Annotated in this window: 13 protein-coding genes; 7 read left to right on the forward strand and 6 right to left on the reverse strand. The window is 66.4% G+C overall.

Features of this window, described 5'->3' with window-relative positions; all coding sequences use genetic code 11:
- The first annotated feature begins 90 nt into the window (after positions 1 to 90).
- From HWY37_RS27900 to glcF, 4 genes are all read left to right on the forward strand, one after another.
- A complete protein-coding gene (locus tag HWY37_RS27900; protein ID WP_175208287.1) occupies positions 91 to 1,500 on the forward strand; it encodes an FAD-binding oxidoreductase in 1,410 nt (469 codons plus the stop codon).
- Between the two features lie 204 nt (positions 1,501 to 1,704).
- Entirely contained in the window at positions 1,705 to 3,204 is a 1,500-nt protein-coding gene (locus HWY37_RS27905; RefSeq protein WP_175208286.1) for an FAD-linked oxidase C-terminal domain-containing protein, read from the forward strand.
- An 11-nt stretch (positions 3,205 to 3,215) separates the two neighbouring features.
- Positions 3,216 to 4,322 carry a glycolate oxidase subunit GlcE gene (gene glcE, locus HWY37_RS27910; protein WP_175208285.1) on the forward strand — a complete coding sequence of 369 codons (1,107 nt, stop codon included), beginning with the start codon at positions 3,216 to 3,218 and terminating at the stop codon, positions 4,320 to 4,322.
- 6 nt (positions 4,323 to 4,328) lie between these two features.
- Positions 4,329 to 5,573, forward strand: a complete 1,245-nt coding sequence (gene glcF / locus HWY37_RS27915) for a glycolate oxidase subunit GlcF (RefSeq protein WP_176090303.1) — start codon at positions 4,329 to 4,331, stop codon at positions 5,571 to 5,573.
- 47 nt (positions 5,574 to 5,620) lie between these two features.
- On the opposite strand, the gene HWY37_RS27920 is transcribed toward glcF, so the two are convergent.
- The 5 genes from HWY37_RS27920 to HWY37_RS27940 form a co-directional block, all read right to left on the reverse strand.
- Positions 5,621 to 7,060, reverse strand: coding sequence for an NAD(P)(+) transhydrogenase (Re/Si-specific) subunit beta (locus HWY37_RS27920; RefSeq protein ID WP_176090304.1), 1,440 nt, complete (start codon positions 7,058 to 7,060; stop codon positions 5,621 to 5,623).
- On the reverse strand, positions 7,057 to 7,374 hold the full coding sequence (locus tag HWY37_RS27925) for an NAD(P) transhydrogenase subunit alpha part 2 (protein WP_042792677.1): 318 nt from the start codon (positions 7,372 to 7,374) through the stop codon (positions 7,057 to 7,059). Before HWY37_RS27925 ends, HWY37_RS27920 begins: the two co-directional genes overlap by 4 nt.
- Before the next feature lie 3 nt (positions 7,375 to 7,377).
- Positions 7,378 to 8,496: a Re/Si-specific NAD(P)(+) transhydrogenase subunit alpha gene (locus HWY37_RS27930; RefSeq protein ID WP_175208282.1), complete on the reverse strand. Its 1,119-nt coding sequence runs from the start codon at positions 8,494 to 8,496 to the stop codon at positions 7,378 to 7,380.
- A 338-nt stretch (positions 8,497 to 8,834) separates the two neighbouring features.
- On the reverse strand, positions 8,835 to 9,710 hold the full coding sequence (locus HWY37_RS27935; protein WP_175208281.1) for an N-formylglutamate amidohydrolase: 876 nt from the start codon (positions 9,708 to 9,710) through the stop codon (positions 8,835 to 8,837).
- Positions 9,711 to 9,780: 70 nt separating this feature from the next.
- Positions 9,781 to 10,770: a Bug family tripartite tricarboxylate transporter substrate binding protein gene (locus tag HWY37_RS27940; RefSeq protein WP_175208280.1), complete on the reverse strand. Its 990-nt coding sequence runs from the start codon at positions 10,768 to 10,770 to the stop codon at positions 9,781 to 9,783.
- A 297-nt stretch (positions 10,771 to 11,067) separates the two neighbouring features.
- Between HWY37_RS27940 and gcvA the strand changes: the two genes are divergently transcribed.
- The 3 genes from gcvA to HWY37_RS27955 all read left to right on the forward strand — a co-directional run bounded on the left by gcvA (position 11,068) and on the right by HWY37_RS27955 (position 14,120).
- The gene (gene gcvA / locus HWY37_RS27945) at positions 11,068 to 11,994 is read left to right on the forward strand and encodes a transcriptional regulator GcvA (protein ID WP_175208279.1); all 927 of its coding nucleotides are present in this window, start codon (positions 11,068 to 11,070) and stop codon (positions 11,992 to 11,994) included.
- A gap of 82 nt (positions 11,995 to 12,076) precedes the next feature.
- Positions 12,077 to 13,195 carry a tRNA 2-thiouridine(34) synthase MnmA gene (gene mnmA, locus HWY37_RS27950; protein ID WP_175208322.1) on the forward strand — a complete coding sequence of 373 codons (1,119 nt, stop codon included), beginning with the start codon at positions 12,077 to 12,079 and terminating at the stop codon, positions 13,193 to 13,195.
- A 106-nt stretch (positions 13,196 to 13,301) separates the two neighbouring features.
- The gene (locus HWY37_RS27955; RefSeq protein WP_175208278.1) at positions 13,302 to 14,120 is read left to right on the forward strand and encodes a sulfite exporter TauE/SafE family protein; all 819 of its coding nucleotides are present in this window, start codon (positions 13,302 to 13,304) and stop codon (positions 14,118 to 14,120) included.
- A gap of 252 nt (positions 14,121 to 14,372) precedes the next feature.
- On the opposite strand, the gene HWY37_RS27960 is transcribed toward HWY37_RS27955, so the two are convergent.
- On the reverse strand, positions 14,373 to 14,981 hold the full coding sequence (locus tag HWY37_RS27960; RefSeq protein WP_175208277.1) for a glutathione S-transferase: 609 nt from the start codon (positions 14,979 to 14,981) through the stop codon (positions 14,373 to 14,375).
- Positions 14,982 to 15,048 lie beyond the last annotated feature (67 nt).

Raw genomic sequence — 15,048 nt, forward strand, 5'->3', positions numbered from 1 at the left:
GCCGCGGATCGCCAGTGTCTGGCGGTGCGCGGCGCGGGGCGCGCGGCGGCGTAGAATAATCAGGTTACCGAACCCGAGAACACGCTGATCATGAACGCTCCCTTGCACGCTGAATCGTTGCGCCGCCCGGTGCCGGCCGCTTGTCTGGATGCCTTGCGCGCGCGCTTTGGCGACCGCCTGTCCGAATCCTCCGCCATGCGCGAGCACCATGGCCGCGACGAATCCCCTTATCCGGCCATGCCGCCGGATGCCGTGGTCTTCGCACACACGACCGAGGAAGTGGCCGAGGTCGCCAAGCTGTGCAACCAGTACCGCGTTCCCTTGATTCCCTACGGCGCTGGCTCCTCCCTGGAAGGCCACATCCTGGCGATCCAGGGCGGCATCAGCCTGGATCTGTCGCAGATGAACAAGGTGCTGGCGGTCAACGCCGAAGACCTGACCGCGACGGTGCAGGCGGGCGTGCTGCGCAAGCAGCTCAACGAGGAAATCCGCGACACCGGCCTGTTCTTCCCGATCGATCCGGGCGCCGACGCCAGCCTGGGCGGCATGGCCGCCACGCGCGCTTCCGGCACCAACGCCGTGCGCTACGGCACCATGCGCGAGAACGTCATGTCGCTGACCGTGGTGACGGCCGACGGCCGCGTCATCCGCACCGCGGGCCGCGCGCGCAAGTCCTCGGCCGGGTACGACCTGACCCGCATCTTTGTCGGCAGCGAAGGCACGCTGGGCATCATCACCGAAGTGACGGTGCGCCTATATCCGCAGCCCGAAGCCGTGTCGGCCGCGGTCTGCAATTTCCCCACGCTGGATTCGGCCGTGCAGAGCGTGATCGAGATCATCCAGATGGGCGTGCCGATTGCGCGCGTCGAGTTCATGGACGCGGCCAGCGTGCGCGCGGTGAATCTGCACAGCAAGCTGACGCTGCGCGAAACGCCGCTGCTGGTGTTCGAGTTCCATGGCAGTCCGGCCGGCGTGCAGGAGCAGGCCGAAACCGTGCAGGCAATCACGGCGGATCATGGCGGCATGGACTTCGAATGGGCCGAACGCCCCGAGGACCGCAGCCGCCTGTGGACCGCGCGCCACAACGCCTACTTCGCCGGCCTGCAACTGCGTCCCGGCTGCCGCGCCAGCACCACCGACGTCTGCGTGCCGATCTCGCGCCTGGCCGATTGCGTGCGCGACACGGTCGAGGAACTCGACCGCGCCAGCTTCCCCTACACGATCGTGGGCCACGTCGGCGACGGCAACTTCCATGTGCTGATGCTGCTGGACGCGGACAGCGCCCAGGAATGGGAAGAGTCCGAGGCCATCAACCACAACCTGGTGCGCCGCGCGATCGCGGCCGACGGCACCTGCACGGGCGAGCACGGCGTGGGCTTGCACAAGATGCAGTTCATGGCCGAGGAGCATGGCGAGGATGCCCTGGATCTGATGCGCAGCCTGAAGCACGCGTTTGATCCGAACAACATCCTCAACCCGGGCAAGATCGTGTCCTGGTAAGCCGGGTCCGGCTGAGTTGCCGAACTCCGAAGCCGACGGCATGCCGTCGGCTTTTTTCATGCCGCCGCCCATTGCCGGCGTACAGGACGCCAGCAATGGGCGGCAAGCGATTACGGCTGGTTACTTATCTGCTGCCCGACGGGTATGCGGATGCGGGTAAATCCCGGTCTGCTAGGGACGGGTGCTCGCGCTATTGTTGCGCTCATGAATTCACTGGTCGAAACCGGCCTGGCACAAGTACAGGCGCCTTACTCATTGCAGCAACTCATCGAGGCGTTGTCGGCCGCGTTGCCCGCGCACTGCATATTGTTCCGCGAAGAGGATACGCGTCCCTACGAGTGCGACGGCCTATCCCTTTATCGCGCCTTGCCCGCGGTCGTCGCCCTGCCTGAAACGGAAGAGCAGGTGCAGGCCGTGATGCGCATCTGCAAACGCCTGAATGCCCCCGTGGTCGCGCGCGGCGCCGGTACAGGCTTGTCCGGCGGCGCCATGCCGCACAGCCGCGGCGTGTTGCTCGGCCTGTCCAAGTTCAATCGCATCAAGCACATCGACCTGGCCAGCGCCACGGCCATCGTGCAGCCCGGCGTGCGCAATCTGGCGATCTCCGAGGCGGCCGCGCCGTATGGGTTGTATTACGCGCCCGATCCCTCCAGCCAGATCGCCTGTTCCATCGGCGGCAATGTGGCCGAGAACTCCGGCGGCGTGCATTGCCTGAAGTACGGGCTGACCGTGCACAACGTGCTGCGCGTGCGCGTGGTGACCATAGACGGCGACGTGGTCGAGCTGGGTTCCGAGGCGCCCGATGCGCCAGGCCTGGATCTGCTGTCCGTCTTCATCGGCTCGGAAGGCATGCTGGGCGTGGTCACGGAAGTGACGGTCAAGTTGATACCCAAGCCGGCCTGCGCGCAGGTCGTCATGGCCAGCTTTTCCAGCGTGGAAGCGGCCGGCAATGCGGTCACGCAGGTGATCGCGGCCGGCATGATACCCGCGGGCCTGGAAATGATGGACCGCCGCGCCACGCACATGGTCGAGCCCTTTGTGCGCGCCGGCTACGACATGGATGCGCAAGCCATCCTGCTGTGCGAATCCGACGGCACGCCCGAAGAGGTCGAGCACGAGATCGCGCGCATGGAAGCGGTGTTCCGCGCGGCCGGCGCAACGCGCTGCCAGGTGTCGTCATCCGAGGCCGAGCGCCTGAAATTCTGGGCGGGCCGCAAGAATGCGTTTCCGGCCGCGGGACGCGTGTCGCCCGATTACTATTGCATGGACGGCACGATACCGCGCCGCCATCTGGCGCGCGTGCTGGGCGCCATCGAGCAGATGGAAGACGAGTTCAGCCTGCGCTGCGCCAATGTCTTCCATGCAGGCGACGGCAATCTGCATCCGTTGATCCTGTTCGATTCGAACAAGCCGGACGAGGTGGAGCGCGCGGAGAAATTCGGCGCGGCCATTCTTGAGCTGTGCGTGCAGGTAGGAGGAACCGTGACCGGCGAGCACGGTGTGGGAATGGAGAAAATAAATCAAATGTGCGTGCAATTCTCTCGCGAAGAACTCGACGCGTTCCTGGCGGTAAAGCGGGCCTTCGATCCGCCATGCCTGCTGAATCCTGAAAAGGTCATCCCCACGCTGGCTCGTTGCGCCGAATACGGCAAGATGCACGTCCATGCGGGAGAATTGCGCTTCCCCGACCTCGCCCGTTTCTAGGACCTGTCCTCATGGATTTCGTCCTGTCGGAATTGTGCGACCAGGTCATGACGGCCCGTGCCGGTCACAAACCCTTGTTTGTGATGGGCGGAGGCAGCAAGGCTTTCTATGGCAATTACCGCCCGGTAACGCCGCAGGACGGCCACTGCCTGCTGGACATGACTCCCTATCGCGGCATCGTCAGCTACCACCCGTCCGAGCTGGTGGTGACGGTGCGCGCCGGCACGCCGCTGGCTGAACTTGAAGCCGCGTTGGCCGAGAACGGCCAGATGCTGGCCTTCGAGCCCCCGCATTTCTCGACCTCCGCCACGGTGGGCGGCTGCGTGGCGGCGGGGCTGTCGGGTCCGCGCCGCATGAACGCCGGCGCGCTCAAGGATTTCGTCCTGGGCGCGCAGCTCCTGGATTCGGAAGGCCGCATCCTCTCGTTCGGCGGCGAGGTCATGAAGAACGTGGCGGGATACGACGTGTCGCGGCTGCTGGCCGGCTCGCACGGCATCTTCGGCGCCATACTGGAAGTGTCCTTGAAGGTCGTGCCGCGGCCGATGGAGGAACTCACGCTGACCTTGCCCGCCACCCAGGCGCAGGCGCTGGCCGGTTTCGCCTTGTGGCGCGGCAAGCCCTTGCCGATCTCCGCGACCAGCTGGACCGGCGACGACGGCGGCGCCGAAGGCGAGATGATGGTGCGGCTGTCAGGCGCGCCTCCCGCCATCTCCAGCGCCCGCCAATTGATAGGCGGGACCCCGCTGGCGCCCGAGGCGGCCGCAGCCTGGTGGCGTTCGCTGCGCGAGCAGACCCATGCCTACTTCGCGCCGGGCCGGCCCTTGTGGCGCCTGGCGCTGCCGCCCACCGCCGCCGCGCTCGGACTGGGTCCGACCCTGTTGGAGTGGGGGGGCGGGCAGCGCTGGCTGTCGGGCGAGCACGACGCCGCCATGCTGCGCGAGACCGCGCAGCGGCTGGGCGGGCATGCCACGCTGTTCCGCGCCGGACAGGGCAGGCCGCCGGCAGACGGCGTATTCCATCCGCTGGCGCCCGGGATCGCTTCGATCACGCGCCGCCTCAAACAAGAGCTCGATCCGGCCGGCCTGTTCAACCCCGGCCGCCTGGTCCTGGATCTATAGGGCATCATGCAAACCAACCTGGCATCCTGGGCACGCGATACCGATCTGGGCAAGGAGGCGGACGCCATCCTGCGGCGTTGCGTGCATTGCGGTTTCTGCACGGCCACCTGTCCGACGTATCAGGTGCTGGGCGACGAACTGGACAGCCCGCGCGGCCGCATCTACCTGATCAAGCAGGTCTTGGAGGGCGCCGAGCCCACGCAGTCCACGCAGCAGCATTTGGACCGTTGCCTGACCTGCCGCAATTGCGAGACCACGTGCCCCTCCGGCGTCCAGTATGGGCATCTGGTCGACATCGGCCGCAAGATCGTGGAAGAGCGCGTGCCGCGCAGCTGGGCCGACAGGACCAAGCGCACCTTGCTGCGCAAGACCATGTTGTCGCCGCTATTCGGACCCGCGATGCGGCTGGGCCAGGCGGTGCGCGGCATGCTGCCGGAGGCGTTGAAGCGCAAGGTGCCGGAGCGCCGCGCCGCGGGGCCGCTGCCGCAGGTGGCCGGCCATGCGCGGCAGGTGCTGATGCTGGCTGGCTGCGTGCAGCCCGCCATGATGCCGACCATCGACGCCGCCACCATCCGCGTGCTGGACGCGGTGGGCATAGGCGCGCGCATCGCTCCCGGCGCCGGTTGCTGCGGCGCGGCCAGCTTCCATCTGGATGCGCAGGACGAGGCCCTGGCGCAGATGCGCGCCAACGTCGACGCCTGGTGGCCGCTGTTGCAGGACGGCAAGGTCGAGGCCATCGTGATGAATGCGTCCGGCTGCGGCGCCATGGTCAAGGAGTACGCCCATCACTTGCGGCATGATCCGGCCTACGCGCAAAAGGCCGCGGACATCGTGGCGCTGGTGAGGGACGTGGCCGAGATCGTCGCGCCGCATGCCGCGCAACTGCGCTCTCGGCTGCCCGAAGGCACGCGCGCGGCATTTCATCCGCCTTGCACGCTGCAGCACTGGCAGGGGCTGCGACCGTTGTCGGAACAATTGTTGGTGGACCTGGGTTTCGCATTGCAGCCGTTCGCCGACAAGCATCTGTGCTGCGGTTCGGCGGGAGCGTACTCGGTGCTGAATCCGGAAATCGCGCTGGAGCTGCGCGACCGCAAGCTTGGCGCTATCGCCGCGGGCGGACCGGACGTGATCCTGTCATCCAACATCGGCTGCATCGGCCACCTGCAAAGCGGCACCGACACGCCCGTGCGGCATTGGATCGAGGTGGTTGACGAGCAATTGCGCCGGCCGGCGGGCCAGCGCGGCGCCTAGGCGCCAAGGGCGCCGGACGCCTTGTGCGGCATCCGGCGCAGGGCCTGTTATTCCACGGCCTTGACCATGTCTTCCAGCACCTTCTTGGCGTCGCCGAAGACCATCATCGTGCGGTCCATGTAGAAGAGCTCGTTGTCCAGGCCCGCGTAGCCCGAGGCCATGGAGCGCTTGTTCACGATCACGGTGCGCGCCTTGTAGGCTTCGAGGATGGGCATGCCGGCGATGGGCGATTTCGGATCGTTCTTCGCGGCCGGGTTGACCACGTCGTTCGCGCCCAGCACCAGCACCACGTCGGTCTGGCCGAACTCGCTGTTGATGTCTTCCATTTCGAAGACCTGGTCGTAGGGCACTTCGGCTTCGGCCAGCAGCACGTTCATGTGGCCAGGCATGCGTCCGGCCACCGGGTGGATGGCGTACTTGACCGTCACGCCGCGCTCGGTGAGCTTCTCCGCCAGTTCCTTCAGCGCGTGCTGCGCGCGCGCCACCGCCAGGCCGTAGCCGGGAACGATGGTCACGCGTTCGGCGTTGGTCATCAGGAAGGCGGCATCGTCGGGGCTGCCCGACTTGACGCTGCGCTGCTGCGCTTCACCCGCCGCGGCGCCGCCGCCGGCCTGGCCGCCGAAGCCGCCCAGGATCACGTTGAAGAACGAGCGGTTCATCGCCTTGCACATGATGTAGGACAGGATGGCGCCCGACGAGCCCACCAGCGAGCCCGCGATGATCAGCATCGGGTTGTTCAGCGAGAAGCCGATGCCGGCTGCCGCCCAGCCCGAGTAGCTGTTCAGCATGGACACCACCACCGGCATGTCGGCGCCGCCGATCGGGATGATGATCAGCACGCCCAGCACGAAGGCGATGATCGTCATGATGACGAAGGGCGTCCATTCCTGCGTCAGCATGAACCAGACGCCGCAGGCCAGCATCAGCAAAGCTAGCGCCAGGTTCAGCATGTGCTGGCCCGTGAACACCACCGGCGCGCCCTGGAACAGCCGGAACTTGTACTTGCCCGAGAGCTTGCCGAAAGCGATGACCGAACCGGAGAACGTGATGGCGCCGACGAAGGTGCCGATGAACAGCTCGAAGCGGTTGCCGGTGGGGATGGGCATGCCGGCCGGCACGATGCCGAAGGCATGCGGCTCGGCCACCACGGCCACCGCGATGGCGACCGCGGCCAGGCCGATCATGCTGTGCATGAAGGCGACCAGCTCGGGCATCTTGGTCATCTCGACGCGCTTGGCCATCAGCGTGCCGATGGAGCCGCCCACCAGCAGGCCCAGCACGACCCAGCCCAGGCCGATGGTGGCGGCGCCGTCGCGGGCCAGGGCGACGATGAGCGCGGCCGTGGTCAGCACGGCGATCGCCATGCCGGCCATGCCGAACGCATTGCCCAGCCGCGACGTGGTGGGATGCGACAGGCCCTTGAGCGCCTGGATGAAGCAGACCGAGGCGATCAGGTACAGCAGGGTGACGAGGTTCAGCGATATCATTGCGCTTCCTCCTTGCCGGGCTTCCTGTCTTTCTTCTTGAACATTTCCAGCATGCGGCGGGTCACGAGGAAGCCGCCGAACACATTGACCGCGGCCAGCGCCACGGCGAACACGCCCATGCCGCGCGCGAGGCCGCCTTCGGTCAGCGCGGCCGCCAGCATGGCGCCGACGATGATGATGGCGGAAATGGCGTTGGTCACGGCCATCAGCGGCGTGTGCAGCGCAGGGGTGACGTTCCACACGACGTGGTAGCCGACATAGATGGCCAGCACGAAGATGATGAGGTTCATCAGGGTGGGGTTGATCGCTTCCATGCTTTAGTTCCTCCGCGCCACGTTGCCGCCTTCGCACATCAGGCAGGCCGCCACGATTTCATCGTCGCGCTGGATCGCCAGCGCGCCGTCCGCATTGATGATGAGCTTCAGGAAATCCTGGATGTTGCGCGCATAGAGCGCCGACGCGTCGGTCGCTACCATGCCGGGCAGATTGGTCAGCCCGACGAGGGTCACGCCGTGCTTCTCCACGACCTGGCCTTTCTCGGACAGCGGGCAATTGCCGCCGCGTTCCACGGCCAGGTCCACCAGCACCGAGCCCGGCTTCATGGCTGCGACGGTTTCCGCGGACACCAGCGTGGGAGCGGGGCGGCCCGGGATCAGCGCGGTGGTGATGACGATGTCGGCCTGCTTGCAGCGTTCGGACACGAGGGCCGCTTGCCGCGCCATCCAGGCCGCCGGCATGGGCCGGGCATAGCCGCCCGTGCCTTGCGCGATCTCGCGTTCCTCGTCGGTTTCGAAGGGCACGTCGATGAACTTGGCGCCCAGCGATTCCACTTGCTCGCGGGCGGCGGGACGCACGTCGGAGGCTTCGACCACGGCGCCCAGCCGCTTGGCGGTGGCGATGGCCTGCAGGCCGGCGACGCCGGTGCCCAGCACCACGGCGCGGGCCGCTTTCAGCGTGCCCGCGGCGGTCATCATCATGGGGATCAGGCGGCCGTAGTAGTGCGCGGCCAGCAGCACCGCCTTGTAGCCGGCCAGGTTGGCCTGCGAGGACAGCACGTCCAGGCTCTGGGCCCGGGTGATGCGGGGCGCGGCCTCCAGCGCGAATCCCGTAAGCCCGGCGGCGGCCATCTGCTGGATGCCTTCGGCGTCGAAGGGGTCCAGCATGCCGATCACTACGGCGCCGGATTTCATCTGGGGCAATTCCGCGGCAGAAGGCGCGCGCACCTTCATCACGAGTTCTGCTCCCAGCGCATCCTGGGCCGTGCCGAGCGTGGCGCCGGCGGCTTCATAGGCGTCGTCCAGATAGCGGGCGGCCGTGCCTGCCCCGCGTTCCACGACAACGGTGTGTTTGCCGCCTATGTACTTCTTGACGGTCTCCGGTGTTGCTGCGACACGAGTTTCCCCGTCTCGGGTTTCTTTTGGTATCCCGATGTGCATCTACCTCTCCTCAGAAGATTGGCACTAGTTATACACGGAATGTGGGCCCCCACGCCGCACTCGCTACGCTCGCTTGCTGCCCCCCGAGGGGGCTGGCCCGCCTTGGGGCGGCCCGGCGGCGGGCCGGCACTCGAGCCGCATTGGCTGCGCGCAATGGCTGCGGGATTCTCCGATTGCGGACCGTTTTCCGTTTCGGTTTGCTCGTCGCTTCGGATCTTCTTGAGATCGGGCCGAAAAAAAAAGCCCCATGGCGAACCATGGGGCTGGGGTCTTGCAACCCAATTGCTCCGGCCAGTCGTGCTTTCCTGCTGGCCGGCACTGCGCGCAAACGTCCGGCGTCAAGCCGTCTGCGCGCGAGTCCAGTTGATCAGCGCGGCGGTGAGTTCGCGCAGATCGGCCTTCAGGCGGCCGTAGTTTTCGGAAGGACGCAGCGAGACTTCGTCCATGTAGAGCTTGCGGTTGATCTCGATCTGCAGGCTGTGGCGGCCTTCTTCGGGGCGGCCGAAGGCGCGCACCAGTTCCACGCCCTTGTACGGATCGTTCACGGTGACGTTGTAGCCGCGTTCGCGCAGCCAGGCGGCGATGAATTCGCGGAAGGCCGGGTCGCTGGTGCTGCCGTCGCGGTCGCCCAGCACGAAGTCGGGGTGGACCAGGCCGGGGCGGTCGGTGGCGTAGGCGCCGGCGACGCTGGGCATGGAGTGGCAGTTGATGTGCCAGACCTTGCCGAACTTCTTGTGGGCGGCGTCCAGCACCTGGCCCAGCGCGGCGTGGTAGGGCTTCCAGCAGGCGTCGATGCGGTGGCGCACTTCGGCCACCGTCAGCTTGCGGTTGTAGAGCGGCGTGCCGTCATCCAGCATGCGCCAGATCAGGCCCTTGCCCAGCTTGACTTTGGGCGAGGCGTTGATGGCGTCGGGCCAGGCCTGGTCCAGAAGCAGTTCGTCGATCTCGTCGGGCGAGCGATTGGCGTCGATGTAGGCGCGCGGAAACGCGGCGGCGATCATCGGCACGCCCATTTCAATGGCGTCGCCCCAGAGGTCGTCAACCCAGGTGTCCTCGGCGGTGCGCAATGCGCCAAAGTTCACCGCAGCCGCGAAATCGGGGGGATAGGCGGTGCCGCTGTGCGGAGAGTCCAGCACCAGCGGGGCCGAGAGTTCCGAATCCGGATATTGCTGCGGGAGGTCGAGCCGATAAGACAGGGGTTGGGTAATTCGCATATGGGGGTATTGCGTTCGTGAATCGGAGGTCCTCGCGTCCCGCGCGGGGACGGCGAGGACCGAAGATCGCTTAGTCGATCTTCACGTTGGCTTCTTTGGCGATGCGCTTGTTCTTGGCGATTTCAGCCGAGATCTGCGCGCCGAATTCGGCCGGAGTGTTGGCGGCCGGCGACGCGCCCAGGGCTTCCAGGCGGGTCTTGACGTCGTCTTCGGCGCTGACCTTCTGCACCGCCGCGTTCAGCTTGTCCAGGATGGGCTTGGGCAGCTTGGCGGGAGCCACCAGGCCGAACCACGAAGCGTCGTTCACGGCCGGCAGGCCGGCTTCGGCGAAGGTGGGAACGTCGGGCAGGCTGGCCACGCGCTTGGGCGAGGCTACGGCCATGGCGATCAGGCGGCCGGACTGGACGTGCGGCAGCGTGGAAGGCAGGTTGTCGTACATGACGTCGACCTGGCCGGCCAGCGCATCGTTCAGCGCCGGGCCCACGCCGCGGTACGGCACGTGCATCAGGTTGGTGCCCGAAGCCATCTTGAACAGTTCGCCCATCATGTGCGAGACCGAACCGTTGCCGGCGGACGCGTAGGTCAGCTTGCCCGGCTCGCTCTTGGCCAGCTTGATGAAGTCGGCGATGTTCTTGGCCTGGACCTTCGGGTTGATGGTCATGATGTTCGGCACGGCCGCCAGGTTCGAGATGGGCGTGAAGTCCTTCTCGCCGTCGAACGGCAGGTTCGGGTAGATGGCCGGGTTGATGCCGTGGGTGCTGACGGTGGCGATGCCCAGCGTGTAGCCGTCCGGCGCGCTGCTGGCGACGAAGGCGCTGCCGATCGAACCGCCGGCGCCGCCGCGGTTTTCCACCACGACGGTCTGGCCCAGCTCCTTGCCCAGCTTGTCTGCGAACAGGCGGCCGACGATGTCGGTGGTGCCGCCGGGCGGGAAGGGAACGATCAGGCGGATGGGCTTGCTCGGATACGCGTCTTCAGCGTGCGCGATGCCCGAGGTCAGCGGCGTGGCCAGGGTCGCGGCGGCGACACACAGGCCCAGTACTACGTTACGGCGTTGCATGGATTCCCCTAATGAATTGGAAAGCGGATGCGCAAAGGCAGACGCAAACGCAACGATTCTTTCCTGGCGGTCCGGTTTGCGCAAACGAAAGTTTCTCCGTAAGCTATGACTTTTTTTCATGCCTCTTTTCGCGGCGGCCCGGAACACGCCAGTTTTTGCCGCGCGGCCTGAAACAATTTGCGTATTCAACGCAAGCCTCCATGGGGAGCGCGGACAGCCATTTCCGCCGGGCCATCCCCAGGAAGATTGCCCCTCTCGGGGCAGGGAGCCCGCGGCTGCCGCGGGGCTACATCATCTATGCGGCGTTTCTGTCCTTCTTTAACGGATCTCCAGGCGTTCGAAGTCGCCGCGAGACATAGCAGCTTCACGCGCGCGGCCCAGGAACTGTGTGTGACGCAGGGCGCGGTCAGTAAACAGGTGAAACATTTGGAGGAGTTCGTAGGCATCGAACTATTCCTGCGGATCAGGCAAGGCCTGGTCCTGACCGAAGCCGGACGCAGCTACCTCACCAAGATCCAGGCGGGTCTGGGGCAGATCGAGGCCGCCACCGTTGAGCTGATTGCGCACCAGGGGCAGGGCGGCACGCTCAACCTGACCTGTATGCCGACCTTTGGCGCGCGCTGGCTGATCCCGCGCCTGACGGCCTTCATGCGCTTGCGGCCGGACATCCACGTGGAGTTCCTGCCCCATCGCCAGGGCTATGACTTCTCCACGCCTGAGCTGGATGCGGCCGTGCGCTTCGGCGAGGGCATCTGGCCGGGCAGCGGGGCGGACTACATCGTCGGCCGCGAAATCTTGCCGGTCTGCAGTCCGCGGCTGATCCCGGGCGGCTGTGCCTCGCCGGCGGACCTGCTGGCCTATCCGCTGCTGCACCACACGTCGGCGCTGGAGGGCTGGCGCGACTGGTTCGACCAGGCCGGCTGCGATACCCGGCGCAGCCTGGAAGGCGCGCGCTTCGACCAGTATGCGCTGTTGTCGCAGGCGGCCGCGGCGGGCTTCGGGGTGGCGCTGATTCCGCGCTGCCTGATCGAGGACGAGTTGCGCGACGGCAAGCTGGCCGTCGCCATCCAGCTGCCGATCCGGGCGCGCATGGGGTACTACCTGTGCTACCCGGAGCAGAAAGCCAATCTGCCCACTTTGCAGGCGTTCCGTACGTGGCTGATGGAAGTGTCACGGGCCGCCGAGCCGCAGCCGCGGGAAGATGCGCTGTCCGATCTAAAATAGACCCATCATGAGTTCAAATACCACCAAGAACGGCCCCCACGCCGCGCCTTCGGCTTGCTGCCCCCCGAGGGGGGCTTTTGCCTTGGAGCGGTCCGGCGGCAAAAGAGGCCGCGTCGTCGTCGGCATGTCCGGCGGGGTCGATTCTTCGGTCACCGCCTGGCTGCTCAAGCAGCAAGGCTATGAGGTCGTCGGCCTGTTCATGAAGAACTGGGAAGACGACGACGATTCCGAATACTGCTCCACCCGCCAGGACCTGCTGGACGCCGCCAGCGTCGCGGACCTGGTCGGGGTCGAGTTCGAGTTCGTCAATTTCGCCGCCGAATACAAGGACCGCGTGTTCGCGGAATTCCTGCGCGAGTACTCCGCGGGTCGCACGCCCAATCCGGACGTGCTGTGCAACGCCGAGATCAAGTTCAAGGCCTTCCTCGACCACGCCATGGCGCTGGGCGCCGAGCACATCGCCACCGGCCACTATGCGCGCGTGCGCGAGGTGCCGGCCGCGGGCGGCGGCACGCAGTTCCAGCTCCTCAAGGCGCTGGATGCGTCCAAGGATCAGAGCTACTTTCTGCATCGCCTGAACCAGGCGCAGTTGTCGCGCACCATGTTCCCGCTGGGCGAGATCCACAAGACCGAGGTGCGGCGCATTGCCCATGAAATCGGCCTGCACAACGCCGCCAAGAAGGATTCCACCGGCATCTGCTTCATCGGCGAGCGGCCGTTCCGCGAATTCCTGAACCGCTACCTGCCGACCGAGCCGGGTCCGATCATGACGCCGGAAGGGCAGAAGGTCGGCCGCCATGAAGGGCTGTCGTTCTACACGCTGGGCCAGCGCAAGGGCCTGGGTGTGGGCGGTGTGAAGGGGCGCCAGCGCGAGGACGGCACGGCCGAGGCCTGGTACGTGGCGCGCAAGGACCTGGAGCGCAACGTGCTCTACGTGGTGCAGGGACATGACCATCCCTGGCTGCTGTCGGGCGAGCTGCGGGCGCAGGACGCCAGCTGGGTCGCCGGCCACGCGCCCGAGCCGGGCGCCTATGGCGCCAAGACGCGCTACCGGCAGGCCGATGCGGCCTGCCGCCTGGATGGCGCCGCCGAAGGCACCTTCGGCCTGAGCTTTACCGAACCGCAGTGGGCGGTCACGCCCGGACAGTCCGCCGTGCTTTACGATGGCGAGGTTTGCCTGGGCGGCGGCATCATCCTGTAAGCGCCGCGCGGGCAGCCGCCGCGCGACGAACGCAGACTTCAATCAAAGCCCCTCGGGCGCGGCCCCTGGGGCTTTGTTCATTACCAAGAAGAAAGAGGAGACAGTTGTGGATGTAACGATGGTGATTTGCCTGCTGGTGCTGGGCGGCGTGGTGGGGTTTGCCGCGGGTCTGCTGGGCATAGGCGGGGGCATGCTGCTGGTGCCGTTCCTGACGATGCTTTTCGCATGGAAGGGCATGCCCGCCGATCTGGTGGTGCACGCCGCCATCGCCACGTCGATGACCTCGATCCTGTTCACTTCCATTTCCAGCGTACGGGCGCATCAGCAGCGCGGCACGATCAAATGGAACATCGTCTGGGCCATGGCGCCGGGCATCATCATCGGTGGCCTGCTGTCCGGCGGCGCCGTGTTCGCCGCGCTCAGCACGCTGTGGCTGTCGCTGTTCTTCGCGCTGTTCGTCGGCTATTCCGGCTGGAACATGCTGCAGAACAAAAAGCCCAAGCCCAGCCGCCAGATGCCGGGCGTGGTGGGCACCAGCACGGCAGGGGCAGGCATCGGCTTCCTGTCCGGCCTGGTGGGCGCGGGCGGCGGCTTCCTGTCGGTGCCGTTTATGGTCTGGTGCAACGTGGCCCTGCACAACGCGGTGTCGACCTCGGCGGCGCTGGGCTTTCCCATCGCGCTGGCCAATAGCGTCGGCTACGTGGTGTCGGGCCTGAACTCCGGCGAAACACGCCCCGGCATGCTGGGCTACATCTACTGGCCGGCCTTGATCGCGCTGGTATGCACCAGCGTGCTGACCGCGCCGCTGGGCGCACGCATGGCGCACCGCCTGCCGGTGCAGACTCTGAAGCGCGTGTTCGCCTGCCTGCTGTTCGCGCTGGCCGCGTACATGCTGTTCAAGGCCTGGCAGACGTTCACCGCCTGAGCCGGGCAGGGCTGCGCCGATGGAAGGGCGCAGCCAATGCAAAAGCGCCGCCGATGCAGAAGCAAGGGCGGCGCAGAAGCAAAAAGGCAAAACAGAAGCAGGCAGAGCAGCGGCGTAGCCAAGCAGAGGCGCAGCCAAACAGAAGTCCAGCGAACAGCAGCGCAGCCAACCAGCAGCGGGGCCGCACGGATCCGGCTCTGCCGGTCCGTAGCGGCGCCCCCTGGGGGGAGGCGCGCAGCGCCTCGGGAGGGCTTACACCACCGGTATCGTATCGATGAAGGACTGGCGCTGCGACAGCTTGTCGTACAGGCGGGCCAGGTTCTGGTGGTTGGTGCGCCAGTCGAGCGAGGCGAAGCGCAGGTCCAGGTAGCCCAGCGCGCAGCCGACGGCGATGTCGGCCAGGCTGTAGTTGATGCCCATGCAATGGGCGTTGTCGCCCAGGCTCTTGTTCATGGCATCGAGGCTGGCGTGGATCTTGGAGTACTGGCGCTCGATCCATTCGGGGCTGCGCTGAGCCTCGGGACGCTGGTTTTCCTTGACGATGGTCACGCAGGCGTCCAGGAGGCCGTCGGCGATGGCTTCCCAGCACTTGACGGCCGCGCGGTCGCGTCCCGGTTGCGGAATCAGGCGGGCAACGGGAGACAGGGTGTCGACGTATTCGACGATGACGCGCGAATCGAAGAGGGCGCCGCCATCTTCCATGACCAGGCAGGGCACCTTGCCCAGCGGGTTGTACGTTTGGATCTGCGTGTCGGCGGACCAGACGTTTTCGAGTTCAAGCCGGTAGTCCAGCTTTTTCTCGGCCATGACGATACGCACTTTGCGCACGTAAGGACTGGTAAGCGAGCCGATCAGTTTCATGGAGTCACAAGCGGAGTCGGAAAGCGGCCGAAGTATAGCAGGCCGCATGACGGCAAGACGGCCAAGA

Source organism: Achromobacter anxifer, assembly GCF_903652925.1.
In the GTDB taxonomy this organism is placed as follows: Bacteria; Pseudomonadota; Gammaproteobacteria; order Burkholderiales; family Burkholderiaceae_B; genus Achromobacter; species Achromobacter anxifer.